The sequence below is a fragment of the Pseudacidovorax sp. NFM-22 genome (genome assembly GCF_021401245.1).
Classification (GTDB): Bacteria; Pseudomonadota; Gammaproteobacteria; order Burkholderiales; family Burkholderiaceae_C; genus Xenophilus.
Genome location: NZ_JACBFY010000005.1, coordinates 520,910 through 547,602, shown reverse-complemented (window position 1 = coordinate 547,602; position 26,693 = coordinate 520,910). Strand labels below are relative to the sequence as shown.

The following is a 26,693-nucleotide window of genomic DNA, read 5'->3' as shown; positions in this document are numbered from 1 at the left end:
GGCGCGTCGGTGGGAAATCAATGGTTGGGCCAATAAGATTGTGGCCCGTCCCTGCGCGCTGTCCACCTAGGGGTTGACCGGAGGCCGCCCCCTGGCGGCGCATGCCCGGCCGTCGCCGCGGTCAGGCGGCCGTCGGCCGGCAGCGGTACATGTTGCCGATCACCATGGTGTGCACCGTCTCGCCGCGCTGGTTCTTGACGATGCGTTCGCAGGTCACGATGCCCTTCGTGCCGCTGCTGGTGAGCTTCTTCTCCACCGGCGTGATCAGCGCATGGATGGTGTCGCCCGCCTTCACCGGCAGGTGCATGCGCCACTGGTCCAGGCCCGTCATGGCGATGATGGTGCCGTCGTTGATGCCGGTGAGGCACTGCAGCCCGCCCACGATGGCCAGCACCAATGGACCGTGCGCGATGGGCTCGCCATAGGACTGGGTCTTGCAGAACTCATGGTCGACGTGCGGCGCGTTGTGGTCGCCCGACAGGCAGGCAAAGTTGACGATGTCGGTCAGCGTGACCGTGCGCCGCGAGGTGACGATGGTCCGGCCGATCTCGAAATCCTCGAAATACATCCCGCGCGGGGTGCGCTCGTAGGTGTAGGACATGGTGGTGGCCGCACGGCTGCAGGCCATGCATTTGTCAATGGTAGAGCCATTCTATGGCTCGAAGACGCATGCACGCAACGCGGCCGCACCGGGCAGGCGGCCGCGAGCATCCGCCTTCGCCAACGGCGAGGCAGGAAAGACAGGAAAAAGGAAGCGGGGCGCGACCCCGCGGCGCTCAGCGCTTCTTGGCCGGTGCGCGGCTGCGGGGCGCGGGCGCCGACGTAGCGTCATCGGTCGCCAGGTGCGAGAGGTAGCCCTTCTGCAGGCGCTTGAGGCTGGCCTCCATCTCGGCCACGGCGGCGTCGACGTCGCGCGCCTCCATGTGCTTGAGGAAGCGCTTGCGCGAGGGCAGCACAAAGGCGTTCTCGTACTCGCCCAGGGTCTGGATGAAACGGCTGAGCACGGCCATCAGGCTGTCCATCATCAGCACCATGAGCGGGTTGCCCGTCATGCGCGCCAGGATGCGGTGGAAGTCCAGGTGCATCTCGGCGCGGCGCTGGAAGTCGCCGTCCTTCGTGGCCTGAGCGGCGGCCTCGACGTTGTTGCGCAGCGCCTCCAGGTCCGCGGGCGTGGCGCGGCTGCAGGCCTCGCGCACGATCACCGATTCGAGCCAGATGCGCGCCTCGGTCAGGTGGGCGGGCGTGATGGTGCCGATGTGGTACAGGTCCATCAGGCTGGTGGTGATGGCCAGGCCCGAGCCTTCGCTGATGAAGGCACCGCCGCTGGCGCCCTTCTGCAGCCGCACCAGGCCGCCGTGTTCCAGCGAGCGCAGTGCCTCGCGCAGCGTGTTGCGCGACACGCCGAACTGCACCGCCAGGGCCCGTTCGGCCGGCAGGCGGCTGCCCACCTTCAGCCGGCCTTCGGCCAGTTCGGTGCGGATCTGGTCGGCGATCTCCTCGAAGGCGCGGGCCGAGCGCACGGCCTGGAAGCGCACGGCCGGCGCCGCCGGGTCGGGATGCGGCGCGGCGGAGAGAGCGGAGGGAGACGAAGTCTTGGTTGCCATGGGTCTGGAGAGCTGGGGCGTCAAGCGGCCCGGCGGGCAGCGGCGCGCTTGGTCGCGGCCTTCTTGCTTTCGCTTTCGAGGTAGTCGCTGATGAGCTTGAGGTGTGCCGTCATGGCCGCCGCCGCGGCCGAGGCATCGCGGGCGCGCAGGTGCGTGAGCACCTTGCGGCGCACCTGCATGAAGTCCTTGCGCGGACGCGGGTCCACCTGGGCCAGCAGGCCGCGGATGATTTCCGACAACGCATCGACCATCGCCGTGAACACCTCGTTGTGGGTGGCCTCGGCGATGAGCTGGTAGAAGCGGATCACCGAATGGGTATTGCGCGAGCCGTGGCCTTGCCGGAACAGGTCGGTGTGGTAGTCGATGTCGGCCTCGATGGCGTCGATCTCCTCCTCGGTGGCCCGCTCGCAGGCCAGGCGGATGGCCACCGCCATCAGCTCGATGCGGGCCTCGGTGACGTGGGCGATCGACGCCTGCTGCAGCGACACCATGTCGCGCACGGACTGGGTCAGGCTGGTGGGCTTGCCGTTGCGGATGAAGAAGCCGCCGTTCAGGCCGGTGAGGGCCTCCACCACGCCCGCCGACTCCAGGCTGCGCAGCGCCTCGCGCACGGCGCTTCGGCTGACATCGAACTGCTCGGCCAGGTCCTTCTCGGCGGGCAGCCGGTCGCCGGGGCGCAGCTCGCCGCGGGCCAGCTGTTCGCGGATCTGACTGGCGACCGCCTCGAAGGTGCGGCGCGTGCGCACCGGCTGGAACAGGGGCGTGACGGCCGGTTCTGCGAGGGCGGCTGTGGCGCCGGGGCCGGCCTTGGCGCGCGGAATGGACGGGGAGATGCGCTTCGTCGGCATTGGATGAACCTCTTTGGGCAATCGTAATACAGCGACGACGCGTCCCCGGGCCCCGGCAGGACGCTCGGGCGATCGCGCTCAGGCGGCTGGCGGGAAGCCGCGGTACGGCGGCGGCCGCCGGGCCAGCATGGCCTCGATGGCTTCGCGCGGCTCGGGCGCCGCGAAGGCGGCGGCCTGGCTGCCCGCCTCCATGCTGAACAGGGTCTGCTGGTCCGCATCGAGCGAAGCATTGAGCGCGGCCTTGGTCAGGGCCAGGGCCGTGGGCGCGGCCTGCGTGAGGCTGCGGGCGACGGCGGCGGCGCGGGCCTCCAGCGCTTCGCTCGGATGGACCTCCATCGCGATGCCCAGGCGCTGCGCCTCGTGCCCATCGATGTCGCGGGTGGAGAAGATCAGCTCCTTGGCCCGCTGCACGCCCACCGCGCGCGGCAGCAGGTACATCGCGCCCAGATCGGGCACCAGTCCCAGCCGCAGGTAGGCCATGCAGAAGCGCGCACGCTCGGACGCCAGCACGATGTCGGCCGTGAGGGCCAGCGCGAAGCCGGCGCCCATGGCCGGGCCGTCCACGGCGGCGATGACCGGCCGCCCCAGGTTCAGCATGTCCTGGACGAATCGCAGCCCGCCGCGGATGCGCTGCTGCCAGTAGGCCGGCCCGGAATCCATCTGCGCCTTGAGCAGATGCAGGTTGCCGCCGGCACAGAAGGTGCCGGGCGTGGCGGTGAGCACCAGCACGCGGATGCTGGGGTCGTCGCGGACCTGCTCCAGCACGGTCATCAGGTCGGCACGCAGGTCCGCGTCGAAGGGGTTGTGGATGGCGGGACGGGACAGGCGCACCCAGCCGACCTGGTCCCGGACCTCGAACTGCAAGGTGTCCATGGCGGCGCCTTTCAGCTGGGCGTGAACATGGGCACCAGCGTGCCGTCTTCGGCAGGCTTGAAGCGCACCTGCACGCGCTGGCCGATGTGCAGCGAATCGAGGTCGCAATCCACGATGTTGGTCAGCATGGTGATGCCCTCGTCCAGCGTCACATAGGCGATGGCATAGGCCACCGGACCCGCGCGGCGCGTCACGCTGACGCTGTAGATCGTGCCCTTGCCCGACAGGCTGCGCCACTCGGTGTCGCCCTGGCAGAAGGGGCAGACCGGCCGCGGGTACCAGTGGGGCTTGTGGCAGCTCGTGCACTGGCGCGTCAGCAGCAGGTGTTCGGCGGTGCCGGCCCAGAAGCGCTCGGTGGCGGCATCGTGCGGTAGCGTGGTGAGGGGGCGTTCGGTGTACGGGGTCGCCATGATGTCATTCCCTTTCCATGATGAGCGTGGCGCTGCCGTGGCGCGAGCCGAGCAGGCCGCCCGTGCCCTGTGCCAGCGCCAGCCGGCAGTCGGGCACCTGTACCTTGGGATGGGCCTCGCCGCGCAGCTGGCGCACCGCCTCGATCACCTTGGTGATGCCGCCCCGGTTGGCCGGGTGGTTGTTGCACAGGCCGCCACCGTCGGTGTTGAAGGGCAGCCTGCCCACGCCGGAGATCAGATTGCCGTCGGCCACGAAGCGGCCGCCCTGGCCCTTGGGGCAGAAGCCGAGGTCTTCCAGCTGCATCAGCACCGTGATGGTGAAGCTGTCGTAGATCGAGGCGTACTGGATGTCGGCCGGCTTCACGCCCGCCTCGGCAAAGGCGGCCGGGCCGGACACGGCAGCGCCCGACCAGGTCAGGTCCACCGCGCCGCCGAGCTGGCCCTTGATGGTTTCGCCGGCACCCAGCACCCGCACCACGGGCCGCTTGAGCCGGCGTGCGATCTCGGGCCGCACCACCACCAGGGCACCGCCGCCGTCGCTCACCACACAGCAGTCGAGCTTGTGCAGCGGGTCGGAGATCAACGGCGAGGCCAGCACCTCCTCGACCGTCACGGTCTCCCGCAGCATCGCATGCGGGTTGTGCTGGGCATGCTGCGAGGCGGCCACCTTGATCCAGGCCAGCTGTTCGAGGGTGGTGCCGTACTCGTGCATGTGGCGCGCGGCGGCCAGGGCGTACATGTTGACCGTGACCGGCGAGTACGGCATCTCCCACGCCGCGTCGGGCGTGGCGGCCGTCACCAAGCGGGCACCGACGCCCACGCCGCTGCCGCCTTCGGTGCGCGGCCGCCCGGCCAGGGTGATCAGCGCCACGTCGCACTTGCCGGCGGCGATGGCCTGCGCGGCATGCGACACGTGGATGAGGTAGGCGGAGCCGCCGGTATCCGTGGTGTCGACGTGGCGCAGGCGGGTCAGGCCCAGGTAGTCGGCCATGCTGTTGGCGCCGAGGCCGGGCGCGTCGCCGGCGCAGAAGTAGCCGTCCACGTCCTGCAGCGTGAGGCCGGAATCGGCCAGCGCGCCGCGCGCGCATTCGGCATGCAGCTGGGCCACGGTCTTGTCCGGCGCCTTGCGCGTCGGATGCTCGAAGGCCCCTGCGATGCAGGCCTTGCCCTTGATGGTCATCGGCGTTTCTCCTGTGAACCTTGAAAGATGATCGCCGCCATAATATTGGTTCAACCAAATAGGGACGAGACACGGACGCGACAGATGCGCGGGCCGGCCACCGGGACGACCGTTGACGTCTGAATCTGCCAACATCTAACATTGGTTCAACCAAACAAAATGGAGCACCGACTCATGAACCCTATCGTCACTCTGCAGGACCGCACGGTCGTCGTCACCGGCGCCGGCCAGGGCATCGGCAAGGCGCTGACCGAGCTGATCGTTCAGCTCGATGGCCGCGTGGTGGCGGTGGACATGAACGGCGACGGCCTGCGCTCCGCCATGGCCGAGCTGCCCGCCGACCGGGTGATGACGGTGGTCGGCAGCGTGACAGACGCCGCGCTGGCCACCCGCGCCGTGGACGAGGCGGTGGAGCGCTTCGGCGCGCTGCACGGCCTGGTCAACAACGCCGGCATCACGCGCCCGGCCATGATCGAGAAGATGACCGACCAGCAATGGAAGGACGTGATCGACGTGCACCTCACCGGCAGCTTCTACTGGCTGCAGGCCGTGGGCCGGCACATGGTGGCGCGGTCGCGCGGCGGCGACACCCGCGGCGGTTCGATCATCAACATCTCTTCGGACGCTGGCCGCAAGGGTTCCATCGGCCAGATCAACTACGCCGCCGCCAAGGCCGGCCTGCTGGGCATGACGATGACCGCCGCCCGCGAATGGGGCCGCTACAACATCCGCACCAACTCCATCTGCTTCGGCGTGGTGGAAACGCCCATGACCGAAGTGGTGCGCGGCGAGAAGTTCAAGGACGGCATGCTGGCGCAGATTCCCCTGGGCCGCTGGTCCACCGCCGAGGAGGCGGTGCGCATGCTGGCCTTCCTGCTGTCCGATGCAGGCAGCTACATGACCGGCCAGCACATCGGCGTCAACGGCGGCTTCCACATCAGCCTCTGAGCGCCGCGACCCGTCAGGAGCCCCCATGTACATGCCCCCCGACACGCGTCTGCGTCTCGATCCCCGGGACGAATACACCCACACGCCCGAAGCCGCAGGCAACTACAACGAAAGCATGTACTTCAATGCCTTCGACACGGTCGCGGGCATCGGCACCTGGTTCCGGCTGGGCAACCGGCCCAACGAGGGCCACGCAGAGATGACCTGCTGCATCTACCTGCCCGACGGGCGGGTGGCGTTCATGTTCGGGCGGCCGGCCATCGACAACAACGACGCCATGGACGCGGGCGGCATGCGTTTCGAGGTGATCGAGCCCTTCCGCCATCTGCGCTGCAGCTACACGGGCGAGCTGCTCATCATGGACGATCCCCTGGCCATGGCCGATCCGAGCCGGGCCTTCAAGACCTATCCGAAGAGGCCCGGCAGCTTCGTGCTGGACTTCGAGGGCATCTCGCCCATGCACGGCGGCGAGATCGTCACCCTCGACGGCCGGCCCATCGACGTCGACCCGGACCTGTCGGTCTACCGTGGCCACACCGAGCAGAACCTCGCCGTCACCGGCCACATCACGGTGGACGGGCAGCGCCACCACATCGTGCGCGGCACCGGCTACCGCGACAAGTCCTGGGGCCCGCGGCATTGGCACAGCTTCTTTTGGTACAAGTGGATCCCCGCCACCTTCGACCGCGACTTCGGCGTTCTGCTGTCGATCAAGGGCCGGCCCGAGGGCGGACCGCACTGCATCAGCGGCAACGTGCTGCGCGGCGGCGTCTACGAACCGGTCATCGATGGCCACATCGAGGCGGCGTACGACGAGGCTTGGTACCCGCGTGCGGTGACCGCCACCGTCACCACCGCCCAGGGTGTCTATGTCCTGCAGGGCAGGGTCCTGCGCACCGTGCCGCTGCGCCACAAGCGCCGCGGCAGCAGCGACTGGCGCAGCTACACCCGGATCACGGAGAGCCTGACCGAATGGCGCTGTGGCGACCGAACGGTGCTGGGCATGGCCGAGTTCTGCGACCTCATGGAAGACGGGGTCCCCGCCTCCGAAGCCCACCGCGCCACCGCCACCGCGGCAACGCCGGAGCCCGCCCGGTGAGCGACACCCACGGCCTGCAGGTGGGCCGCGAGGCCGCTGTCGCCGTGCTCACCCTCGACCGTCCCGGCAGCCGCAACGCGCTCAGCCCGGCCCTGGCCGAAGCGCTCACCGCCGCGCTGCGCGACGCCCAGCAGGACGATGCGGTGCGCGCCGTGGTGCTGGCCGGTGCGGGCGGCGACTTCTGCGCCGGGGGCGACCTCAAGGTCATGGCCGATGCCGGCCCGCGCACGGCCGAGCAGCGCCTGGCCGGCATGCAGCGCTACCGGATGCTGACCGAAACCCTGCTCGGCCTGGACAAGCCGCTCGTCGCCGCCATCGATGGCGTGGCCTTCGGCGCGGGGCTCAGCCTGGCCCTCACGGCCGACATCGTGCTCGTCAGCCGCCGTGCACGGCTGGCCATGGCCTTCCATCGCGTGGGCATGGTGCCGGACCTGGGCGCCTGGTACACGCTCCCGCGCGTCGTCGGTCTGCAAAGGGCCAAGGAGCTGATCTTCTCCGCGCGCGAATTCGGTGCCGACGAGGCGCGGCAGATGGGCCTGGCGCTGGAGGTGCTCGCGCCTGCGGCGCTGCTGCCGCGCGCCCTGGCCATCGCGCAGAGCTTCGGCGGCGCATCGCCGGTGGCCATGCGCCTGAGCAAGCGGGCCTTGCAGGCCTCGCTGCAAAGCGGGCTCGGCGCCATGCTCGACCTGGAGGTGCTGTCCAACCCCGTCGTCGCCGCGAGCGACTACGTGGCCGAGGCCGTGCGCCGCTTCGCCCACAAGGAGCCGGCCCAGTTCCAGTGGCCGGCTTCCCCTTCCGCCAACGACGCCTGAACCGGCGCTTTTCCCATGATCGATCCCGACAAGACCCGTGCCTGGAATTCCGGCGACGTGCGCCAGACCTACACCCCCAAGGACTGCATCCTCTACGCCCTCGGCCTCGGCGCGGGCGCCGATCCGCTCGACGCGCAGCAGCTGCGATTCATCTACGAGAAGGAACTGGCGGCGCTGCCCACCATGGCGGCGGTGCTGGCGTCGCCCGGTTCATGGATGCGCGAGCGCGCCGAACTGGGCATCGACTTCCTGAAGCTGGTGCATGGCGAGCAGGCCGTCACGCTGCATGCGCCGCTGCCGCCGGCGGCAGCGCTCGTCGGCCGCAGCCGCGTCACCCGCCTCGTCGACAAGGGGGAGGGCAAGGGCGCCGTGATGCATGTCGAAAAGGTGCTGACCGACGAGGCCACCGGCCAGCGGCTGGCCACCTGCGAGCAGGTGCTGTTCCTGCGGGGCAACGGAGGCTTTGCGCCCGGCGCGGCCAGCGACGCGCCGGCCCCGGCCCCGGCCGCCGTGCCCGACACGGCGCCCGACCTCAGCGTGACGGTGGCGACGCGGGCCGATGCGGCAGCGCTCTACCGCCTGTCCGGCGACCTGAATCCGCTGCACATCGACCCGGCCGTGGCCACGCGCTCGGGCTTTCCGCGGCCCATCCTGCACGGCCTGGCCACCTGGGGCATGGCCGGCCTCGCCGCCGTGCAGCACTTCTGCGATGGCGATCCGGCGCGCCTCACGGGCCTGCGGGCGCGGCTGTCCTCGCCCGTGTTCCCGGGCGAGACGCTGGCCGTCGACTTCTGGGAGCTGGGCGCCGGCGAGCTGGCCCTGCGCGCCCGCGTGCCGGCGCGCGACGTCGTCGTGTTGAGCCACGGGCGCGTCACGCTCCGCGCATGAGCGGTTGCGTTTCCATGAAGACACGCGTCACAGCAGCCCTGGGCATCCGGCTGCCGATCATCCAGGGCGGCATGCAGTGGGTCGGCACGGCCGAGATGGCCTCGGCCGTCAGCAACGCCGGCGGCCTGGGCACCCTCAGCGCACTGACCCAGCCCACCCCCGAAGACCTCGGGCGCGAGATCGAGCGCTGCCGCGGCATGACGGACCGGCCCTTCGGCGTCAACGTGACCATGCTGCGCACCATGAACCCGCCGCCCTACGAGCGCATCTTCGAGGTGATCGTGGCGCGGGGCGGACGCGTGGTGGAGACGGCGGGCAACGTGCCGGCCGAAATCTTCGACCGGCTCAAGGGCGCGGGCATCACGATCATCCACAAGTGCACCTCGGTGCGCCACGCGCTGGCGGCCGAGAAGCGCGGTGTGGACCTGGTGAGCATCGACGGCTTCGAATGCGCAGGCCATCCCGGCGAGGACGACGTGCCCGGCCTGGTGCTCATCCCGGCCGCGGTGCGGGCCCTGCGCGTTCCCGTGATCGCCTCCGGCGGCATCGCCACCGGCGCCGGCATGGCGGCGGCCCTGGCGCTGGGCGCCGAGGGCGTCAACATGGGCACCCGCTTCGTCGCCACGCAGGAAGCGCCCGTGCATGCCCACATCAAGCAGGCCCTGCTTGCCGCGCGGGAGACCGACACCCGGCTCATGTTCCGCACGCTGCGCAACACCGCCCGGGTGCTGCGCAACGCCGTCAGCGAAGAGGTGATTGCGCTCGAGAGCCGCCCCGGCGGCTGCAGCTTCGACGACCTGCGTCCGCTGGTGGCCGGCGCCCGCGGGCGCGCCACGCTCCAGTCCGGCGCCGTCGACGACGGCGTGGTGTGGGCCGGCCAGGTGGTCGGCCTGGTGGACGACGTCCCCTCATGCGCCGACCTGCTGGCGCGCATGGCCCGCGAATGCCGCGAGCGCCTGTCGGCAGCGGCGGCACTGGCGGCCAGTGACGACGTGGACGAGGCCGCCATGTCGGTTCGTCCTGCCGGCACCGTGCGCAGCGCCTGAATGCGGCGCCTCTCCTGGCGCGCCTTTCCCTTCATCCAGCCCCTACGAGGATTCCCATGAACGAAGCGATGATCTTCGACGCCATCCGCACGCCGCGCGGGCGCGGCCGTCCCGATGGCAGCCTGTACGAGGTCAACCCGGTCGACCTGCTGGCCGGCCTGATGCAGGCGCTGCAGCAGCGCAACGACCTGGACACCGCCGCCGTCGAGGACGCCCTCATCGGCTGCGTGATGCCCTATGGCGAGCAGAGCGGCTGCATCGCCAAGACCGCCGCCCTGCGCGCAGGCTGGGATCTGCAGGTGCCCGGCGTGCAGCTGGACCGCTACTGCGGCTCGGGCCTGGAGGCCATCAACATCGCCGCCGCCAAGGTCCGCTCGGGCTGGGAGTCGCTGATCGTGGCCGGCGGCGTGGAGTCGATGTCGCGCATCTCCATGGGCGGCGCCCCCGGCCCGCGCGACACCAAGCCCGAGATGGTGTTCCAGCTCAAGCCCGTGCCCACCGGCGTGGCGGCCGACCTGCTGGCCACGCTGGACAGGCGCAGCCGCGAAGACGTGGACCGCTATGCCCTGGCCTCGCACCAGCGCGCGGCGCAGGCGCGTGCCGAGGGCCGCTTCGCGCGCTCCCTCGTGCCGGTGAAGGACGCCAACGGCCTCACGATCCTGGCCGAGGACGAGGCCATCCGTCCCGACACCACGCTGGAGAAGCTGGGCGCGCTCAGGCCCTCGTTCCAGGCCATGGGCGAGCAGGGCGGCTTCGACGCGCTGGCCCTCATGAAGTACCCGCAGCTCGCCCGCATCGACCATGTGCACACCGGCGGCAACTCTTCGGGCATCGTCGACGGTGCAGCGCTGATGCTGGTGGGCAGCGAAGACCATGGCCGCGCGCTGGGCCTGGTGCCGCGCGCGCGCATCGTGTCGGTGGCGGCGCTCGGCACCGAGCCCACGCTCATGCTGGCCGGCCCCGCGCCCGCCACGCGAATGGCCCTGCGCAAGGCGGGCCTGGCGATGGGCGACATCGACCTGATCGAGATCAACGAGGCCTTCTCGTCGGTGGTGCTGCGCTTCCTCGAAGAGATGGATGTGGACCCGGCCCGGGTCAACGTCAACGGCGGCGCCATCGCCATGGGCCATCCGCTGGGCGCGACCGGCTGCATGCTGATGGGCACGCTGCTGGACGAACTGGAGCGCCGGCAGCTGCGGCGCGGCCTGGTTACCGCCTGCGTCGCTGGCGGCATGGGCATCGCCACCATCATCGAACGCGTCTGAGGAGATCGCCGTGAGCCAGGACTACATCCAGGAAGCCATCCGCTGGGACAAGGACGCCAGCGGCGTCGTCACCCTGACCTTCGACATGGCCGGCCAGTCGGCCAACACCATGAACACGGTGTTCCGCAGCGCCTATGCAGCGGCCGTGGACCGCATCGCCGCCGAGATCGACAGCATCACCGGCGTCATCCTCAGCTCGGCCAAGAAGACCTTCTTCGCCGGTGGCGACCTGAACAGCCTGCTGGCCGTGGGACCGGACGGCAAGGCGGCGCTGTACGAGCGCTCGCAGGCCATGAAGGCGGTGCTGCGCCGGCTGGAGACGCTGGGCCGGCCCGTGGTGGCCGCCATCAACGGCACGGCGCTCGGCGGCGGCTTCGAGCTGTGCCTGGCCTGCCATGCGCGCTTCGCCCTCGATGACCCGCGGCTGATGCTGGGGCTGCCCGAGTCAGGCCTGGGCCTGCTGCCTGGCGGTGGCGGCGTGGTGCGGCTGGTGCGCATGCTCGGGCTCGAGGCGGCGATGCCGCTGCTCGTCGACGGCACCACCTTCGACCCGGCGCGCGCGCAGGCAATGAAACTGATCGATGGCGTGGCCGCCGACGCCGACGTGCTGATGGCGCTGGCGCGGCAGTGGATCGCGGCCAACCCCGCCCCGGCGCAACCCTGGGACCGCAAGGGCTGGCGCCTGCCCGGCGCCACGGCCACCGCGCCGGCCTCGCTGACCTACCTGCGGACGGCGCCGGTGCTGCTGATGAAGAAGACGCGTGGGCGCTATCCGGCGCCGCTGGCCATCATGTCGGCCGCGGTCGAAGGCGCGGTGGTGGACTTCGACACCGCCACGCGCATCGAGAGCCGGCACTTCGTGGGCCTGGCCACCGGGCCGGTGGCCAAGAACCTGATCACCACCTTCTTCTTCCAGATGAACGAGGTGAAGTCCGGCAAGGGGCGACCGGCCGGCGTCCCCACCGGCACGGTCGGCCGCATCGGCATCCTCGGCGCGGGGCTGATGGGGTCGGGCATTGCCCAGGTGTGCGCGGCGCGGGGCATTGCCGCCGTGCTCAAGGACGCGACGGCCGAGCAGGCGCGCAAGGGCCTCGAGCGCGTCGCGGCCAACCTCGACAAGCGCGTCGCCAAGGGCGCCCTGGCGCCCGAGAAGCGCGATGCGCAGCTGGCGCGGATCACGCCGACGGGCGATGCCGCCGACCTGGCGGGCTGCGAGCTGATCGTGGAGGGCGTGTTCGAGAACCGGCCGCTCAAGGCCCAGGTGACGCGCGAGGCCGAGCCCATGCTCGCCCCCGGCGGCATCTTCGCCTCCAACACGTCCACGCTGCCCATCAGCGGACTGGCCGAGGCCTCCGAAAGGCCGGAGAACTTCATCGGCCTGCACTTCTTCTCGCCAGTGGACCGCATGCCGCTGGTGGAGGTCATCAAGGGCCGCAGGACCTCGGCCGAGACGCTCGCGCGGGCGCTGGACTTCGTGCAGCAGATCGGCAAGACGCCCATCGTGGTCAACGATGCGCGCGGCTTCTTCACCAGCCGCGTGTTCGGCATGTTCACCAAGGAGGGCGCCGCGATGCTGGCCGAGGGCGTGGCGGCGGAGGTCATCGAGAACGCGGCCCTGGCCGTGGGCATGCCGGTCGGGCCGCTGGCCGTGATGGACGAGACCTCGATGGCGCTGGCGATGTCCATGCGCCGCCAGACCGAGGCGGACCTGGCGGCCGAAGGCCAGCCGCTGCCGCAGCATCCGGCGTGGGCGGTGATCGAGCGCATGGTCGACGGCCTGAAGCGGCCGGGGCGCGCGGGCGGCGGGGGCTTCTACGACTATCCGGCGGACGGGCCCAAGCGGCTCTGGCCGGGCCTGGCGGCGGAGTACGGCAAGGGCGGTGCCGACGTGCCCATGGAGGACCTGCAGGACCGCCTGCTGTATGCGCAGGCCATCGAGTCGATCCGCGCCATGCAGGAGGGCGTGGTCGAGACGGCGCGCGACGCCAACATCGGCTCCATCCTGGGCATCGGTTTTCCGCGCTGGACGGGCGGCACGCTGCAGTTCGTCAACATGGTCGGCACCCGGGCCTTCGCCGAGCGGGCCATGGCGCTCGCGCAGAAGTACGGCGAGCGCTTCGAGCCCCCGGCGCTGCTGCTGAGCAAGGCCGAGCGCAACGAGCGCTTCGAGTGAACGGACGGCCTGCGGGCGACTCGGCGTGAACCCCGCCTCGACACAGCCCGGCTCGCACGGCCTTCGCTTCGACGGCCAGCGCGTGCTCGTGGTGGGCGGCACCAGCGGCATCGGCAACGGCATCGCGCAGGCCTTTCGCGCGGCGGGCGCGCAGGTGCACGTGTGGGGCACCCGTGCGCGCGCCGAGGACTACCGGGCCGAGGAGGGCAGCGATCTGCAGGGCCTGCACTTCTCGCAGGTGGACGTGGGCGATGTGCGGGCCATCGGCGCCTGGACGCCGCTTTTCGACCGGCTGGACGTGCTGGTGCTGTCGCAGGGCATCGTCGAGTACGGCCGGGCCGAGTTCGACCTCGACACCTTCCGCCGCGTGGTCGAGGTCAACCTCCACAGCGTGATGGGCTGCTGCATGCATCTGCACGGGCCGCTCAAGGCGGCGGGCGGCGCCGTGGTCGTCGTGAGCTCGGTCTCGGGCTACAGGTCGGCCGTCGGCAATCCGGCCTATGCCGCCTCCAAGGCGGCGGCGATCAACCTCACCCGCACGCTGGGCGTGGCCCTGGCGCCCGACGGCATCCGCGTGAACGGCATCGCACCGGGCCTGGTGGACACCAAGCTCACGCGCGTGACCACCCGCAATCCGCAGCGCCTGCAGGCCACCCTGCAGCGCATACCCGCCGCGCGCATCGGCACGCCGCAGGACATCGCCGCCGTGGCGATGTTCCTGGCGTCGCCGCTCGCGGCCTATGTCGTGGGCCACACCATTGCGGTGGACGGCGGCCTGACGGCCTGACAGCAGCAGGAGAGAACGCGATGGCCTGGGACTTCGAGACCGATTCCGACTTCCAGCAGCAGCTGGACTGGGTGGACCGCTTCGTGCGCGAAGAGGTCGAGCCGCTCGAGCATGTGCTCGTCAGCCCCTATGCGGTGCAGGATCCGCTGCGCAACCGCCTCGTCCGGCCGCTGCAGGCGCAGGTCAAGGCCCGCGGCCTGTGGGCCTGTCACCTGGGGCCGGCCCTGGGCGGACCGGGCTACGGTCAGGTCAAGCTGGCCCTGCTCAACGAGATCCTCGGGCGCTCGGCCTATGCGCCTACCGTCTTCGGCTGCCAGGCGCCCGATACCGGCAATGCCGAGATCCTGGCGCACTACGGCACGCCCGCGCAGAAGCGCCGCTGGCTCGAACCGCTGCTGGCCAACGAGATCGTCTCCAGCTTCGCCATGACCGAGCCGCACGGCGGCGCCGACCCGACGCTGATCCGCACCACCGCCCGGCGCGAGGGTGGCGACTGGGTGCTCAACGGCCAGAAGTGGTTCGCCTCCAGCTCCAACTACGCCGCCTTCTTCATCACGCTGGCCGTCACCGATCCGGAGGCCAAGCCGCACCGGCGGCTGTCGGCCTTCATCGTGCCCCCGGACGCACCGGGCCTGCGCCATGTGCGCGATGTGCACCTGGCCGGCCGCAAGCCGCAGGGCCATGCCCACGGCTACCTCGCCTACGAAGACCTGCGCGTGCCGGCGGACCACATGCTGGGCGGGCAGGGCGACGCCTTCCTGGTGGCGCAGACGCGGCTGGGCGGCGGGCGCATCCACCATGCCATGCGCACCATCGGCGAGGCCCGCAAGGCGCTGGACATGATGTGCGAGCGGGCGGTGTCGCGCCCGAGCCGGCGCGGCACCCTGGCCGACAAGCAGCTGGTGCAGGCCATGGTGGCCGATTCGTGGATCCAGCTGGAGCAGTTCCGCCTGCTGGTGATGCGCACCGCCTGGCTGATCGACAAGCACGACGATTACAAGAAGGTGCGCAAGGACATCTCGGCCGTCAAGGCCGCCATGCCCAAGGTGCTGCACGACATCGTGTCGCGGGCCATCCAGGTGCACGGCTCGCTGGGTGTGAGCAACGAGATGCCCTTCTTCGACCAGCTGCTGGCGTCCTACGTCATGGGGCTGGCCGACGGCCCGACCGAGGTGCACCAGATCACCCTGGCCAAGGAGCTGCTGGCGCAGGTCCGGCCGGGCGACGAGCTGTTCCCGAGCCAGCACCTGCCCACGCTGGCGCAGAAGGCGCGCGAGCGCTTCAGGGAGGCGCTCTGAGCAGGGGCGCCGACATCGCTGCGGATGCCGCCGCAGTCCTGCCGGTTGCGCTGGATCGGCTCCAGGACTGGCTCGATGGCCAGGGCGTCGGCCGCGGGCCGCTGGAGGGTTGCCGGCTGCTGACCGGCGGCACACAGAACATCCTCCTGCGCTTCGAGCGCGACGGCCAGGCCTATGTGCTGCGCCGGCCGCCCGCGCATCCCCGGCCCGAAAGCGACCAGGCCATGCTGCGCGAGGCCCGCGTGCTCGGCGCGCTGGCGGGCAGCGGCGTCCCGCATCCCGCGCTGGTCGCCGCCTGCGCCGACACGCAGGTGCTGGGCACCGCCTTCTTCGTCATGCGTGCGGTCGAAGGCTTCAACGCCGGCACCGGCGGTTTGCCGCCGCTGCATGCCGCGCGGCCCGACCTGCGGCGGCGCATGGGCCTGGCCATGGCCGAGGCCATCGCGGTGCTGGGCAACCTCGATCCCACGGCCCTGGGCCTGGCGGACTTCGGCCGCCCTCAGGGCTTCCTGACACGACAGGTGCAGCGCTGGAGCCGTCAGCTCGAAAGCTATGCCACCCATGCCGGCTGGCCGGGGCCGGCGGGCCTGCCGGATGTGGCGCCCATCGCCCAGTGGCTGCAGGCCCATCAGCCGGCGGACACGGCGCCGGGGCTGCTGCACGGGGACTTCCACCTGTCCAACGTCCTGTTCCGCCACGACAGCGGCGAGCTGGCCGCGGTGGTGGACTGGGAGATGTCCACCGTGGGCGATCCACTGCTGGACCTGGGCTGGCTGCTGGCCACCTGGCCGCGGCCCGACGGCTCGCACCACCTCACGCTCAGCATCGCCCCGTGGGAGGGCTTCGTGCGCGAGGAGGAACTGGTCGAGCACTACGCCCGCTTCACCCGGCGCGACATTGCCGCCTTCCGCTGGTATGCCGTGCTGGCCTGCTACAAGCTGGCCATCGTGCTGGAGGGCACGCATGCGCGGGCCTGTGCCGGCCTCGCGCCGGTGGCCACCGGCGAGCGGCTGCACCACGCCGCGCGCGGCCTGTTGCAGCGTGCCGCCGGGTGGATCGAGCGCTAAGGATGCCCGCGCCGAACCGCAGCGTCCGAGTGCCGCACGGTTCGTGAAGCGCAGCCCTGAGGGGCCGCGCCCGTTCAGCCCGCGCCGGCGCCGCGCAGGGCCGCGATCTCCGTGTCGCCGTAGCCGAGTTCACGCAGGATCGCGTCGGTGTCCGTGCCCGCGGACACCGGCGGGCGCGGCCGTTCGGGCGCCGAGCGGCTGAAGCGCGGCGCCGGCGCCGGCTGCGTCAGGCCGTCCTGCGTGTAGAAGGCGTCCCGCGCCACCTGGTGCGGATGGCGGGGCACTTCGTCCAGGGCCAGCACCGGCGCGAAGCACACGTCCGTGCCTTCGAGCAGGGCGCACCATTCGTCGCGTGTCTTCTGGGCGAACCGGCGCGCCAGTTCGGCTTTCAGTGCCGGCCAGCGGCTGGGCTCGTGCTGCGGCCAGGCCGCGGGGTCCTCGATGCCCAGCTTCTCCAGCAACAGGGCGTAGAACTGCGGCTCGATGGTGCCCAGCGAGATCCAGCCGCCATCCGCGCAGCGGTAGCTGCCGTAGAAGTGGCTGCCGCCGTCCAGCACGCCGGTGCCGCGCGGCTTGCTGCGGCCCGCGGCCTGCATGCTGTGGAACAGCGTCATGAGCAGCGACACGCCATCGACCATGGCCGCATCGACCACCTGGCCCTGACCGCTGCCACGCGCCTCGAACAGCGCGCAGGCGATGCCGAAGGCCAGCAGCATGGTGCCGCCGCCGTAGTCGCCGACCAGATTGAGCGGCGCCACCGGTGCCTCGGGCGTCCCGATCATGCCCAGCGCGCCCGCCAGCGCGATGTAGTTGATGTCGTGGCCCGCCGCCGCGGCCAGCGGCCCCTGTTGGCCCCAGCCGGTCATGCGGCCGTAGACCAGCCGTGGGTTGCGCGCCAGGCAGGTGTCGGGCCCCAGCCCCAGCCGTTCCATCACGCCGGGGCGGAAGCCCTCCACCACCACGTCGGCGCCGTCGATCAGTCGCAGCAGCACCTCGCGGGCGGCCTCCTGCTTGATGTCCAGCGCGATGGAGCGCCGGCCGCGGCGCGAGATGTCCTGGTGCGGCGGAACCATGCCTGCGCCGGCGGCCGGGCCGGGGCGGTCGACGCGGATCACTTCCGCCCCCATGTCGGCCAGCAGCATGGCGGCCAGCGGGCCGGGGCCGATCGAGGCGATCTCGATCACGCGTACGCCGTGGAGCGGGCCGGGCATCAGCGGGGCGCTCCGGCGGCGGGGATGGATGTGCAGAGGGACATGGGGTCTCCTGAGTTCGGTCGACGTAAATCAATGGTTGGACCAAGGAAATCTAACATGGCCGTCGGCGGCTTGTCGACGGGCGCTGCGAAGCCATCGAAGCCATCGAAGCCGTGATGGCGCCGCAGCGGCGGACGGCCGCCGCAGCGCATCGCTCAGCGGCCCTGCCAGACGGGCGGCCGCTTCTCGAAGAAGGCGCGCAGGCCTTCGGCCAGGTCCTCGCTGCCGCGGATGCGTGCGAGTGCGGCCTCGGTGGCCTGCCAGCCCGCCGCGTCGGCGGCGGCCAGAAGGCCGTTCATGGCCTCCAGGCTGGCCTGGACCGAAAGCGGTGCATTGGCGGCGATCTGTGTGGCCAAGGCGCGCGCATCGGCCTGCGCCTGGCCCGGCTCGCTCAGACGGTTCACCAGGCCCAGCGCATGGGCGCGGGCCCCGTCGATGGGCTGGCCGGTCAGCACCAGCTCGCGCGCGATGGCGGGCGGCAGTGCCTGCAGCAGGCGGAACAGCGCACCGCAGGTGGGCAGCACGCCACGCTTGACCTCGGGCAGGCCGAGCTGCGCATCGCGGGCCGCGACCACCATGTCGCAGGCCAATGCGATCTCCAGCCCACCGCCGAGCGCCAGCCCCTCGATGGCGGCGATGAGGGGCTTGCGCCGCCGTCGGCGGATGAGGCCGTATTCACCACCGCGGGCTGTCACGTAGTCGCCCTTCGCCGCCAGATCGCTGCCAGCGCAGAAGACCGACGGGCCGCCGTCGAGCACGCCTGCGCGCAGGGCGGGATCGTCGTCCAGCATGTTCAAGGCCGCGTCCAGGGCGTCGGCCATGGCGCGGTCCACGGCATTGCGCTTGGCCGGACGGTCTAGCGTGATGCAGAGCAGCGCGTCCTGGCGGGCGACGCGGACGCCGCCGCGCGTGTCGGAAGTGGGCATGGCGACGCGCCTCAGAAGGTGATGACGACGCGGCCCACGCCCTGGCGTTCCTGCGCCAGGGTGGCCGCCTCGTCGAAGCGTTCGACCGGCAGCACCTGCCGGACCAGGGGCCGCACCCGGCCTTGGGTGAACCAGCCGACGCTCTCGCGCAGCAGGGCTGCCGCGCGGGCCGGCTCGCGCTCGCCGAACTGCCGCACGTCCACCCCCACCAGGGCAGCGCCCTTGACGATAGCCAGGTTGGTCTTGAGGGCACCGATCTCGCCGCCGGCGAAGCCGACCATCAGGTGCCGCCCGCCCCAGCCCAGGGTGCGGAAGGCCGCATCGGTGGCCGGGCCGCCCACGGGGTCGAACACCACATCCACGCCGCGCGGAACGGCCAGGCGCTTGACCTGCTCCTTCCAGTCGTCGCTGGCACCGTCGATCACCGCGTCGGCGCCGGCATCGCGCGCGGCGGCGCGCTTGGCTTCGCTGGAGGCCAGGGCGAGCACGCGTGCACCGAGCGCCCGGCCGATCTGCACCGCCGCATGGCCGACGGCACCGGCGGCGCCCAGCACGAGCAGGGTGTCGCCGGCCTTCAGCGCCCCGCGTTCGCGCAGGCCGTACAGCGCGGTGTAGGCCGACGCGCTGGCCACCGCAGCCAGCGTCGGGTCGATGCCGGAGGGCAGGGGCTGCGCGCGTGCGGCCGGCAGGCAGATGTACTCCGCCCAGGCGCCCTGGCGCGTGCCGCAGACCGGGTCGCCCGGTGCCAGGTGCGTGTCCGTGCCCTCGCCGATGGCATCGACGATGCCGCTGTATTCGCTGCCTGGCACGAAAGGCGGCGGCGGGCGCACCTGGTAGGCGCCGCGCGCAAGCAGCAGGTCGACGTAGGAAATGCCGCAGGCCTGCACGCGGATGCGCACCTCGCCCGGCGCGGGCAGGGGCGGGGGCAGGGTCAGGAGGGTGATGCGGTCGTCGGGGCCGTAGCCGGGAACCTGCAGGGCTCTCATGGGGCGATGTCTCCGGGGCGGCGCGGGCGCCGCCAGTCAGCTCGGGTGGGTAGGCCCGAAGATGCTAGCCGATAAATCGTATGGTTGAACCTATTGACGTGCCGCGCCTGCTTTGAAACATTGGCGGGCGCGGCGCACGCGGGCCGCGCGCCACCCCTCAAGACGGAGACACCCATGCCCATTTCTCGCCGCCAGACCCTGGCCCTGCTCGGCATCGCCCCTTTCGCTGCCGGTGCGCAGGCCCCGGCCTTCCCCGACCGTCCCATCAAGTTGATCGTTCCCTACCCGCCGGGCGGGCAGACCGATGCCGTGGCGCGGATGTTTGCGCAGAAGGTGGAAGGGCTGCTCGGCCAGCCTGTGGTGGTGGACAACCGTCCCGGTGCCAATTCGATGATCGGCAGCGAGGCCGTGGCCCGCGCGCCGGCCGACGGCTACACGCTGCTGTTCAACATGACGGCGCTGGTCACGAATCCGCTGCTGCTGCCGCAGGTGAACTACGACCCCTTCCGCGACTTCGTGCCGGTGGCGCGCTGCTACGAGATCACGGGCATCTGGGCCGTGCCTGGACAGGGGCCCCGCACGCTGGCCGAATTCATGCAGCGCGCGCGGGAAGCCCCCAAGCCACTGAGCTTCGGCACCACCGGCCATGCCTCGACCTCGCACTACTTCGGCGAGATCATTTCGCGCGCCGGCGGCTTCAGCCTGAACCACGTGCCGTACAAGGGAGAGGCGCCGATCATTCCCGACCTGATCGCGGGGCGCCTGGATGCCGGCGTGGTGTCGGGCTACTCGGCCATGCAGTTCGCTGCCGATGGGCGCATCCGCGTGCTGGCCACGACCGGCGCGCGGCGCATTCCCTCGCTGCCGGACCTGCCCACCTTCCAGGAGCTGGGCATCGGCGGGCTGACGGCCGAATCCTTCGCCGGCGTGTTCGCCCCCGCGAAGACGCCGCAGCCGGTGGTCGACCGCCTTGCCGATGCCTTCAGCCGGGCCGGTGCGATGCCCGACGTGCGCGAGCGCATCGCCGGCTTCGGCCTGCAGCCGCCCACGCCCATCACGCCGACGCAGTTCGCCGCCGTGATGCGCAAGGCCTACGACGAGTGGGCGGGGATCAAGGGCAAGAGCGCGATCCAGCTGCAATAGCGTCGGCGCCGTCCGGCCGGGCCCCGGCGCGGCGCGGCGTCAGACCGCGCGCTGCGCCATGTCGCGGGCGATCAGCTCCTTCATGATCTCGTTGGTGCCGGCCAGGATGCGGTGCACCCGCACGTTCTGGTACAGGCGGGCGATGGGGTATTCGGTCATGTAGCCGGCGCCACCGTGCAGCTGCAGGCATTCGTCCACCACCTTGCCGCAGGCGTCGGTGACCCACCACTTGGCCATGGCGGCGGTCGCGGGCGACAGCGCGCCGGCCAGGAGGCGGCGGGCGCAGTCGTCGACGAAGGCGCCCGCCAGGTGGGCCTGGGTCTCGCATTCCGCCAGCCTGAAGCGGGTGTTCTGCATCTCGAGCAGCGGCTGGCCGAACACGCGCCGGCCTGCGGTGAAGCGCAGCGTCTCCTCGATGGCGCGCTCCATGCAGGCCAGGGACATCAGCGCGGTGATCAGCCGCTCCCGCGCCAGCTCCTTCATCAGCTGCCGAAAGCCCTGGCCCTCCTCGGGCCCCAGCAGGTTCTCGCAGGGCACGCGCATGCCGTCGAAGAACAACTCGCAGGTGTCCTGCGAATGCATGCCGATCTTGTGCAGCGGCTGGCCGCGGCGCAGGCCCGTCACCTTCGCGGCCTCGACCACCAGGATGGACACGCCGCGCGCGCCCTGCGACGGATCGGTCTTGGCGACCAGGCAGATCAGGTCGGCGCTGGTGCCGTTGGTGATGTAGGTCTTGGCCCCATCGACCACATAGTGATCGCCATCGCGCAGTGCCCGCGTGCGGATGGACTGCAGGTCGCTGCCGGTGCCCGGCTCGGTCATGGCCAGCGCACCGACCAGCTCGCCGGTGGCCATCTTCGGCAGCCAGCGGCGCTTCTGGTCCTCGCTGGCGAAGTTCTCGACGTAATGGGCCACGATGCCGCTGTGCAGCGAGTTGCCCATGCCGCCGGCGATGGCACGGGCCTGCTCGGCAAAGATCACGGCCTCGTGCAGGAAGCTGCCGCCGCCGCCACCGTAGGCCTCGGCGATGCCGGGGCACAGCAGGCCGGCGGCGCCGGCCTTGTACCAGACCTCGCGATCCACATGCTGCTGGGCGCACCAGCGCGGCTCGTGCGGCACCAGTTCGGTTTCGTAGAAGCGCCGCGCGGCATCGCGCAGCGACTCGAGCTCGGCATTCATCCAGTGGGGTTGGTGCATGGCGGGGCTTGCAGAAGAAGAAGGACGCCAGGCATGCTAGCACCTAATTGGTTGAACCATACTTGATTCGCAATGCGTCCCGGCGCACATGCGGCAAAGGCTCCGCGCCGGAAGGCCTTGCGAGCGGCATGGCCGCCTTCGCTGCGCGTAGGCGGCGGACTTCAACGGCATCAGCCGCCGTCCGCAGGGCCTGGATGTCAGGCTGGCCGGATCATCGTCGGCATTCGATCACCCACGAACGTCCGGGAGCCGGTCATGCATTCCATGGAAAAGTACCTTGCCGAAGAGCCCTTCGCCCTGCGTCGCAGCGAGCGCTCCGACATCAACGTCAACGACCGCACCGAGATCCGCCACTACGCCCAGGAACTGGGCGTCGACGAGCAGCACCTGATCGGCGCGGTCGACCGCGCCGGCCTGAACGGCCGTGCGGTGCAGGCGCACCTGGGCTGCTGCTGAGCGCACCCGCCCCTGGCCGAGTCTGAAGCCTCCCATGCCCGCGCCGCCTTCGTGCGAGCGCTGCACTTCCTCTCCCTGACTTCAGACGCCTGATGTCCGCCATCGCGCCCCCCGAACCCGTTGACCTTTCGCCCAAGCCCCGCGACCGCAGCCACAAGCAGCGCCGACACCGCGCCCCCACGCTCTCGATGGCGGCGTGGCGTCAGTTCATGGAAGTGGCCCGCCCCTACTGGGTGGGGGACCAGCGGGTCAAGGCCTGGAGCCTGCTGGGCGTGCTGCTGGTGGTGATGTTGTGCGAGACGCACCTGGCCGTGATGCTGATCTCGCGCACCGGCGAGATGACCTCGGCCTTGGCCGCCCGCGATGCCGACCGCTTCTGGAGCGCCGTACGCTGGAGCCTGGTGGTGCTGGCCTTCGCCGCGCCCATGTACGCCGGCTATTACTACCTGCGCGATTACCTCGGCAACCACTGGCGCCGGTGGCTCACGCACCGCTTCCTCGATGGCTACCTGCAGCAGCGGCGCTACTACGAGCTGGGCAGCCGGCAGGACTTGGACAACCCCGACCAGCGCATCAGCGAGGACATCAACACCTTCACCGGCCGCTCCATCAACTACGCGCTGATCTTTCTCGGCTCGCTGATGCAGCTGGTGGCTTTCAGCGCGGTGCTGTGGTCCATCTCGAAGATGCTGGTGCTCTTCCTGGCGATCTATGCCACGGTGGGCACGGTGGTGGCGCTGTACGTCTTCGGGGCGCCGCTCATCCGGCTCAACTTCTGGCAGCTGCGGCGCGAGGCGGACTTCCGCTTCGGGCTGATGCGCTTTCGCGAGAACGCCGAATCCATCGCCTTCTACCGTGGCGAAGCGCAGGAGCGCGTGGAGCTGGACAACCGCTTCCAGGCCGCCTTCTCCAACTACGGTCGGCTCATCAAGAAGCAGCGCTCGCTCAATCTCTTCCAGCGCGCCTTCAGTCAGCTGACGCTGGTGGTGCCCAGCATCATCCTGGCGGGCGAGGTGCTGGCTGGCAACCTGGAAGTGGGCCGCGCCGTGCAGGCCGGCGGCGCCTTCGCCGCCGTGCTCGGTGCCGTGGGCCTGATCGTGGACAACTTCGAAGGCCTGAGCCGCTTCGTGGCGGGCATCGACCGCCTGCACACCCTCGCCGGCGTGGTGATGCCGGGCAGCACGCGCGCGCCCTCGGCCGTGGCGGTGGCGAGCGCGCCGGCCGGCCAGATCCAGAGCGAATGCGGCAACGACGAGTTGTGCGTGGAGAACGTGACGCTCTACACGCCGCAGTTCAACCGGCTGCTGATCCGCGACCTCTCGCTGCGCCTCAATCCGGGCGAGGGTCTGATGATCGCGGGCCCCAGCGGCTGCGGAAAGAGCTCGCTGCTGCGCGCACTGGCCGGCCTGTGGCGCAACGGCAGCGGCACGGTGCGCACCCTGCCGCCCGAGCAGGTCTTCTTCCTGCCGCAGCGGCCCTACATGCAGCTGGGCACGCTGCGCAGCCAGATCCTCTATCCCGCCGATGCATCGAAGCACACAGACGCGCAGCTGCTGGACATCCTCGACGCCGCGCACCTGGGCGGCCTGGCCGAGCGCGTGGGCGGGCTCGACGCCGTCCACGACTGGGAGAAGCTGCTGTCGATGGGCGAGCAGCAGCGCATGGCCTTCGCCCGCGTGCTGGCCCGCCGGCCGCGCGTGGTCATCCTGGACGAGGCCACCAGCGCGCTCGATGCAGCCACCGAGGCCGCGCTCTACCAGCGCCTGCGCGACACGGGCGCCACCATGGTCAGCATCGCGCACCGGCAAGCGGTGCTGCGCTACCACACGCATGTGCTCGAACTGCTGGGCGGCGGCGAGTGGCGCATGCACGGCGCGCGGGACTATGCCGCCGGCGAGGGCTGATCGCGGTCCAGCAGGCAGTCGATGAAGGCGCGCAGCGGCGCCGGCATGTGCCGCCGGCTCGGGTGGTAGAGAAACAGGCCCGGCCGCGTGATGGACCAATCCGCCAGCACCTGCACCAGCCGCCCGTCGGCCAGCAGCGTGGCCACGCTCTCCTGATCGAAGGCGTAGGCGATGCCCAGGCCCTGCAGGGCGGCCGAGAGGCCCAGGCCGGCATCGTTGGTCACCAGGGGCCCCGTCACGGCGATCTCCAGGCGTTCGCGCCGTCGTTCGAACTCCCAGCGGTAGGCCCGGCCATCGGCCTCCAGCCGCCAGTTGATGCAGGCGTGGTGGTGCAGGTCCTGTGGGGTGGCCGGTGCGCCATGGCGCGAGACGTAGTCGGGCGAGGCCACGGCCACCATGCGGATATCCGGCGTCAGCCGGACGGCGACCATGTCCTTCTCCAGTCGGCCGCCCACCCGGATGCCGGCGTCGAAGCGGCCGGCGACGATGTCGCCGAGCGCATCGTCGACCACGATGTCCAGCACCACGTCGGGGTGCGCGCGATGGAAGCGGTCGAGCCGGGGCGCGATGAGCTGCCGTGCCGCCATGCCCAGCGTGTTGATCCGCAGGACGCCGCCCATCTGCCCGGCGGCCGATGACGCCTCGGCCACGGCGGCCGACAACGACTGCAGCAGCGGTGCCAGCTGCTCGTAGAGCCGGGCGCCGGCCTGCGTCGGCGCCACGCTGCGGGTGGTGCGGTTCAGCAGCCGCTGGCCCAGGCGCGTTTCGAGCTGCCGGATCGTCTGGCTCAAGGCCGAGGGCGAGAGGCCGAGCGCCGCCGCGGCCCGCGCGAAGCTGGCGCGCTCGACCACGGCGGCGAAGGCCTTGAGCTCCGCAAACTCCGATCCGCGCATTCTGTATCTCCTGCTTCATGACCCATGAAGATTCTGGCGGATTCTCTAATCACTCCGCAGCAGGCATCGTGAGGTCTTTCCAACCCAGGAGCACAGAATGAAGACGACCGAGCTTCCGCTACCCATCACCGCCTACTTCGCGGCAGACCGCCAGGACCCGGACGCCGTGGGCGCCTGCTTCACGGCGGACGCCACCGTGACGGACGAAGGACGCACCCATGCCGGCCGGGCGGCGATCCGGGCCTGGAAGGCCGCGGCGTCGACGCAGTACCGCTACACCGTCGAGCCCTTCGCGCTGGAGGCGCGGGACGACGTGTGTACCGTCACGGCGCATGTGCGGGGCGACTTCCCCGGCAGCCCGGTGGACCTGCGGTACCGCTTCCGCCTTGCGCAGGGCCTGATCGCCTCGCTCGAAATCGCGGTTTGATGCAGAGCGCGGCGGGGCGCGGGCGCAACGCCGCCACCCGTCGCTTCCACCATGCCGAGCGCTTCGCGAAGGCCCGGCGTGCCAGGGCGTTTCGTCAGACCCGGAAGCTGCGCGCCTGCGCGGCGATCTTGCCGGCGTCGAAGGCATTGATCTCGTCGATCAGGTCGTTGGTGAAGAAGTCCTGGGGCCGTTGCACCTTCGTCCAGCCGAAGATGTCGATCAGCGCAGCCACCGACTGGGGCCGGAAGTAGCCCCACTTGTGCGTGCTGTCGTTGTCCTGGAAGGACAGCGCCTCGATCTGCGCCGTCATCACACGCATCGCATCCTGCAGCGCCTTGTCGGGGTTGCCGCCCTGGGGCATCTGCTCGGGGAAGGCCTTCCAGTGCAGGCGGATGGCGGCCTCGGGGTTGTTGACGAGAAAGACCGTGCTCTTGGCGATGGCGCGTGCCACGCCCACCACCGTGCGTCGACTGCGGGCGATGTAGTCGCGCCGCGCGAAGGTGCTGGCGCCGAAGAGGTCCTTGAAGCGCGGCGGGGAAGGCAGGGCGCGCATGGTGATGCCCAGGCTTTCGAGCTGCCGCGTCTGCGAGCGCGGCGCGACATAGGCGGCCACCTGCCCCGAGCGCAGCGCCTGCCCGGCCTGCGCGCCCGAGCCCACCGCGATCACGCGCAGGTCCGTGCCGGGCACCATGCCCGCCTCGCGCGCCGCGAAGTCCACCATCGCCACGCCTTCGTTGGCGAGCGTCGGCACGCCGATGAGCTTGCCCCGCAGGTCCGCCAGGGTGCGCGCCGGGTGGTCGGTCGGCACCGCCACCTCCACGGGGTAGCTGCGGATCTGCTGGTAGAAGAAGGTGAGGCCCAAATCCTGGCCCGCGGCGGCGCGCGACATCACCGGAATGAAGGAGCCCGAGCCCATGTCCTGGTTGCCCGAGGCCACCAGCTGCACCGCCCCCGTGATGCCGGCAGCACCGGCGAGCACCGGCTCCACGCGCACGCTTTCCTCGTCGTAGTAGCCGAGCGCGGTGGGGATGGAGGTCTGGTTGGAGATCACCACCGACAGCGTGGGGATCGCCAGCACGTAGCGCACGCGCGAGGGCGCGGCCGCCAGTGCGCGCAAGGGCCCGGCCGACACCGTGGCGGCGGCTGCGGCACGCACGAGGGTGCGGCGCTGGATCAGGGATGCAGGGGTCATGGACGACGGCTCCGGTTC

At 70.9% G+C, this 26,693-nt stretch carries 26 protein-coding genes; 14 read left to right on the top strand and 12 right to left on the bottom strand.

Annotated features, from left to right (window positions below):
• Nucleotides 1-121: 121 nt before the first annotated feature.
• The 6 genes from L0984_RS20125 to L0984_RS20095 all read right to left on the bottom strand — a co-directional run bounded on the left by L0984_RS20125 (nucleotide 122) and on the right by L0984_RS20095 (nucleotide 4,915).
• Complete coding sequence (locus L0984_RS20125) at nucleotides 122-628, bottom strand: MaoC/PaaZ C-terminal domain-containing protein (protein WP_234195754.1); 507 nt, start codon at nucleotides 626-628, stop codon at nucleotides 122-124.
• 148 nt (nucleotides 629-776) lie between these two features.
• Nucleotides 777-1,604 (bottom strand): FadR/GntR family transcriptional regulator, encoded by an 828-nt coding sequence (locus L0984_RS20120; RefSeq protein ID WP_234195753.1) that lies wholly within the window; start codon nucleotides 1,602-1,604, stop codon nucleotides 777-779.
• Nucleotides 1,605-1,624: 20 nt separating this feature from the next.
• A complete protein-coding gene (locus L0984_RS29830) occupies nucleotides 1,625-2,452 on the bottom strand; it encodes a FadR/GntR family transcriptional regulator (protein WP_255697503.1) in 828 nt (275 codons plus the stop codon).
• A 78-nt stretch (nucleotides 2,453-2,530) separates the two neighbouring features.
• Entirely contained in the window at nucleotides 2,531-3,325 is a 795-nt protein-coding gene (locus tag L0984_RS20105) for an enoyl-CoA hydratase/isomerase family protein (RefSeq protein WP_234195752.1), read from the bottom strand.
• Nucleotides 3,326-3,336: 11 nt separating this feature from the next.
• Nucleotides 3,337-3,735, bottom strand: coding sequence for a Zn-ribbon domain-containing OB-fold protein (locus L0984_RS20100; RefSeq protein WP_234195750.1), 399 nt, complete (start codon nucleotides 3,733-3,735; stop codon nucleotides 3,337-3,339).
• Nucleotides 3,736-3,739: 4 nt separating this feature from the next.
• Nucleotides 3,740-4,915 carry a thiolase domain-containing protein gene (locus L0984_RS20095; RefSeq protein WP_234195748.1) on the bottom strand — a complete coding sequence of 392 codons (1,176 nt, stop codon included), beginning with the start codon at nucleotides 4,913-4,915 and terminating at the stop codon, nucleotides 3,740-3,742.
• A 174-nt stretch (nucleotides 4,916-5,089) separates the two neighbouring features.
• Between L0984_RS20095 and L0984_RS20090 the strand changes: the two genes are divergently transcribed.
• Genes L0984_RS20090 through L0984_RS20045 form a run of 10 tightly spaced genes read left to right on the top strand, consistent with a single transcriptional unit; the run spans nucleotide 5,090 to nucleotide 16,298 of the window.
• Nucleotides 5,090-5,863 carry an SDR family NAD(P)-dependent oxidoreductase gene (locus L0984_RS20090; RefSeq protein WP_234195746.1) on the top strand — a complete coding sequence of 258 codons (774 nt, stop codon included), beginning with the start codon at nucleotides 5,090-5,092 and terminating at the stop codon, nucleotides 5,861-5,863.
• 25 nt (nucleotides 5,864-5,888) lie between these two features.
• Nucleotides 5,889-6,962 carry a DUF7064 domain-containing protein gene (locus L0984_RS20085; protein ID WP_234195744.1) on the top strand — a complete coding sequence of 358 codons (1,074 nt, stop codon included), beginning with the start codon at nucleotides 5,889-5,891 and terminating at the stop codon, nucleotides 6,960-6,962.
• On the top strand, nucleotides 6,959-7,774 hold the full coding sequence (locus L0984_RS20080) for an enoyl-CoA hydratase/isomerase family protein (RefSeq protein WP_234195742.1): 816 nt from the start codon (nucleotides 6,959-6,961) through the stop codon (nucleotides 7,772-7,774). The genes L0984_RS20085 and L0984_RS20080 overlap by 4 nt, the downstream gene beginning before the upstream one ends.
• A 15-nt stretch (nucleotides 7,775-7,789) precedes the next feature.
• Nucleotides 7,790-8,662, top strand: a complete 873-nt coding sequence (locus L0984_RS20075; RefSeq protein WP_234195740.1) for a MaoC/PaaZ C-terminal domain-containing protein — start codon at nucleotides 7,790-7,792, stop codon at nucleotides 8,660-8,662.
• A 14-nt stretch (nucleotides 8,663-8,676) separates the two neighbouring features.
• Nucleotides 8,677-9,708 carry an NAD(P)H-dependent flavin oxidoreductase gene (locus L0984_RS20070; RefSeq protein WP_234195738.1) on the top strand — a complete coding sequence of 344 codons (1,032 nt, stop codon included), beginning with the start codon at nucleotides 8,677-8,679 and terminating at the stop codon, nucleotides 9,706-9,708.
• Between the two features lie 56 nt (nucleotides 9,709-9,764).
• Nucleotides 9,765-10,973: an acetyl-CoA C-acetyltransferase gene (locus tag L0984_RS20065; protein ID WP_234195736.1), complete on the top strand. Its 1,209-nt coding sequence runs from the start codon at nucleotides 9,765-9,767 to the stop codon at nucleotides 10,971-10,973.
• 10 nt (nucleotides 10,974-10,983) lie between these two features.
• Nucleotides 10,984-13,146: a 3-hydroxyacyl-CoA dehydrogenase NAD-binding domain-containing protein gene (locus tag L0984_RS20060; RefSeq protein ID WP_234195734.1), complete on the top strand. Its 2,163-nt coding sequence runs from the start codon at nucleotides 10,984-10,986 to the stop codon at nucleotides 13,144-13,146.
• A 25-nt stretch (nucleotides 13,147-13,171) separates the two neighbouring features.
• The gene (locus L0984_RS20055; protein ID WP_234195732.1) at nucleotides 13,172-13,933 is read left to right on the top strand and encodes an SDR family NAD(P)-dependent oxidoreductase; all 762 of its coding nucleotides are present in this window, start codon (nucleotides 13,172-13,174) and stop codon (nucleotides 13,931-13,933) included.
• A gap of 20 nt (nucleotides 13,934-13,953) precedes the next feature.
• The gene (locus L0984_RS20050; RefSeq protein WP_234195730.1) at nucleotides 13,954-15,231 is read left to right on the top strand and encodes an acyl-CoA dehydrogenase family protein; all 1,278 of its coding nucleotides are present in this window, start codon (nucleotides 13,954-13,956) and stop codon (nucleotides 15,229-15,231) included.
• Nucleotides 15,228-16,298, top strand: a complete 1,071-nt coding sequence (locus L0984_RS20045; RefSeq protein WP_370646110.1) for a phosphotransferase family protein — start codon at nucleotides 15,228-15,230, stop codon at nucleotides 16,296-16,298. Before L0984_RS20050 ends, L0984_RS20045 begins: the two co-directional genes overlap by 4 nt.
• A gap of 74 nt (nucleotides 16,299-16,372) precedes the next feature.
• On the opposite strand, the gene L0984_RS20040 is transcribed toward L0984_RS20045, so the two are convergent.
• The 3 genes from L0984_RS20040 to L0984_RS20030 form a co-directional block, all read right to left on the bottom strand.
• Entirely contained in the window at nucleotides 16,373-17,509 is a 1,137-nt protein-coding gene (locus L0984_RS20040) for a CaiB/BaiF CoA transferase family protein (protein WP_234195728.1), read from the bottom strand.
• Between the two features lie 197 nt (nucleotides 17,510-17,706).
• Nucleotides 17,707-18,477 (bottom strand): enoyl-CoA hydratase-related protein, encoded by a 771-nt coding sequence (locus L0984_RS20035; RefSeq protein ID WP_234195726.1) that lies wholly within the window; start codon nucleotides 18,475-18,477, stop codon nucleotides 17,707-17,709.
• An 11-nt stretch (nucleotides 18,478-18,488) separates the two neighbouring features.
• A complete protein-coding gene (locus tag L0984_RS20030) occupies nucleotides 18,489-19,463 on the bottom strand; it encodes an NADPH:quinone oxidoreductase family protein (protein ID WP_234195724.1) in 975 nt (324 codons plus the stop codon).
• Nucleotides 19,464-19,637: 174 nt separating this feature from the next.
• Between L0984_RS20030 and L0984_RS20025 the strand changes: the two genes are divergently transcribed.
• Nucleotides 19,638-20,606, top strand: a complete 969-nt coding sequence (locus L0984_RS20025) for a Bug family tripartite tricarboxylate transporter substrate binding protein (protein ID WP_234195723.1) — start codon at nucleotides 19,638-19,640, stop codon at nucleotides 20,604-20,606.
• A 39-nt stretch (nucleotides 20,607-20,645) separates the two neighbouring features.
• Here the strand turns inward: L0984_RS20025 and L0984_RS20020 are convergent, their stop codons facing one another.
• Nucleotides 20,646-21,803, bottom strand: a complete 1,158-nt coding sequence (locus L0984_RS20020) for an acyl-CoA dehydrogenase family protein (RefSeq protein WP_234195721.1) — start codon at nucleotides 21,801-21,803, stop codon at nucleotides 20,646-20,648.
• Between the two features lie 255 nt (nucleotides 21,804-22,058).
• Between L0984_RS20020 and L0984_RS20015 the strand changes: the two genes are divergently transcribed.
• Nucleotides 22,059-22,259 carry a DUF3606 domain-containing protein gene (locus tag L0984_RS20015; RefSeq protein WP_234195719.1) on the top strand — a complete coding sequence of 67 codons (201 nt, stop codon included), beginning with the start codon at nucleotides 22,059-22,061 and terminating at the stop codon, nucleotides 22,257-22,259.
• A 209-nt stretch (nucleotides 22,260-22,468) separates the two neighbouring features.
• Nucleotides 22,469-24,163, top strand: coding sequence for an ABC transporter ATP-binding protein/permease (locus tag L0984_RS20010; RefSeq protein WP_234195852.1), 1,695 nt, complete (start codon nucleotides 22,469-22,471; stop codon nucleotides 24,161-24,163).
• Here the strand turns inward: L0984_RS20010 and L0984_RS20005 are convergent.
• Nucleotides 24,142-25,056, bottom strand: coding sequence for a LysR family transcriptional regulator (locus L0984_RS20005; RefSeq protein ID WP_234195717.1), 915 nt, complete (start codon nucleotides 25,054-25,056; stop codon nucleotides 24,142-24,144). The two genes, L0984_RS20010 and L0984_RS20005, sit on opposite strands and share 22 nt — an antisense overlap.
• A gap of 97 nt (nucleotides 25,057-25,153) precedes the next feature.
• On the opposite strand from L0984_RS20005, the gene L0984_RS20000 reads away from it, so the two are divergent.
• On the top strand, nucleotides 25,154-25,483 hold the full coding sequence (locus L0984_RS20000; protein WP_234195715.1) for a nuclear transport factor 2 family protein: 330 nt from the start codon (nucleotides 25,154-25,156) through the stop codon (nucleotides 25,481-25,483).
• 94 nt (nucleotides 25,484-25,577) lie between these two features.
• Here L0984_RS20000 and L0984_RS19995 read toward each other — a convergent pair whose 3' ends face one another.
• Nucleotides 25,578-26,675: an ABC transporter substrate-binding protein gene (locus tag L0984_RS19995; protein WP_234195713.1), complete on the bottom strand. Its 1,098-nt coding sequence runs from the start codon at nucleotides 26,673-26,675 to the stop codon at nucleotides 25,578-25,580.
• Nucleotides 26,676-26,693 lie beyond the last annotated feature (18 nt).

Coding starts and splice junctions, on each gene's coding strand:
- L0984_RS20125 (WP_234195754.1), bottom strand. CDS start 628: ATGGCCTGCAGCCGTGCGGCCACCACCATGTCCTACACCTACGAGCGC.
- L0984_RS20120 (WP_234195753.1), bottom strand. CDS start 1,604: ATGGCAACCAAGACTTCGTCTCCCTCCGCTCTCTCCGCCGCGCCGCAT.
- L0984_RS29830 (WP_255697503.1), bottom strand. CDS start 2,452: ATGCCGACGAAGCGCATCTCCCCGTCCATTCCGCGCGCCAAGGCCGGC.
- L0984_RS20105 (WP_234195752.1), bottom strand. CDS start 3,325: ATGGACACCTTGCAGTTCGAGGTCCGGGACCAGGTCGGCTGGGTGCGC.
- L0984_RS20100 (WP_234195750.1), bottom strand. CDS start 3,735: ATGGCGACCCCGTACACCGAACGCCCCCTCACCACGCTACCGCACGAT.
- L0984_RS20095 (WP_234195748.1), bottom strand. CDS start 4,915: ATGACCATCAAGGGCAAGGCCTGCATCGCAGGGGCCTTCGAGCATCCG.
- L0984_RS20090 (WP_234195746.1), top strand. CDS start 5,090: ATGAACCCTATCGTCACTCTGCAGGACCGCACGGTCGTCGTCACCGGC.
- L0984_RS20085 (WP_234195744.1), top strand. CDS start 5,889: ATGTACATGCCCCCCGACACGCGTCTGCGTCTCGATCCCCGGGACGAA.
- L0984_RS20075 (WP_234195740.1), top strand. CDS start 7,790: ATGATCGATCCCGACAAGACCCGTGCCTGGAATTCCGGCGACGTGCGC.
- L0984_RS20070 (WP_234195738.1), top strand. CDS start 8,677: ATGAAGACACGCGTCACAGCAGCCCTGGGCATCCGGCTGCCGATCATC.
- L0984_RS20065 (WP_234195736.1), top strand. CDS start 9,765: ATGAACGAAGCGATGATCTTCGACGCCATCCGCACGCCGCGCGGGCGC.
- L0984_RS20050 (WP_234195730.1), top strand. CDS start 13,954: ATGGCCTGGGACTTCGAGACCGATTCCGACTTCCAGCAGCAGCTGGAC.
- L0984_RS20040 (WP_234195728.1), bottom strand. CDS start 17,509: ATGCCCGGCCCGCTCCACGGCGTACGCGTGATCGAGATCGCCTCGATC.
- L0984_RS20035 (WP_234195726.1), bottom strand. CDS start 18,477: ATGCCCACTTCCGACACGCGCGGCGGCGTCCGCGTCGCCCGCCAGGAC.
- L0984_RS20030 (WP_234195724.1), bottom strand. CDS start 19,463: ATGAGAGCCCTGCAGGTTCCCGGCTACGGCCCCGACGACCGCATCACC.
- L0984_RS20025 (WP_234195723.1), top strand. CDS start 19,638: ATGCCCATTTCTCGCCGCCAGACCCTGGCCCTGCTCGGCATCGCCCCT.
- L0984_RS20020 (WP_234195721.1), bottom strand. CDS start 21,803: ATGCACCAACCCCACTGGATGAATGCCGAGCTCGAGTCGCTGCGCGAT.
- L0984_RS20015 (WP_234195719.1), top strand. CDS start 22,059: ATGCATTCCATGGAAAAGTACCTTGCCGAAGAGCCCTTCGCCCTGCGT.
- L0984_RS20010 (WP_234195852.1), top strand. CDS start 22,469: ATGGAAGTGGCCCGCCCCTACTGGGTGGGGGACCAGCGGGTCAAGGCC.
- L0984_RS20005 (WP_234195717.1), bottom strand. CDS start 25,056: ATGCGCGGATCGGAGTTTGCGGAGCTCAAGGCCTTCGCCGCCGTGGTC.
- L0984_RS20000 (WP_234195715.1), top strand. CDS start 25,154: ATGAAGACGACCGAGCTTCCGCTACCCATCACCGCCTACTTCGCGGCA.
- L0984_RS19995 (WP_234195713.1), bottom strand. CDS start 26,675: ATGACCCCTGCATCCCTGATCCAGCGCCGCACCCTCGTGCGTGCCGCA.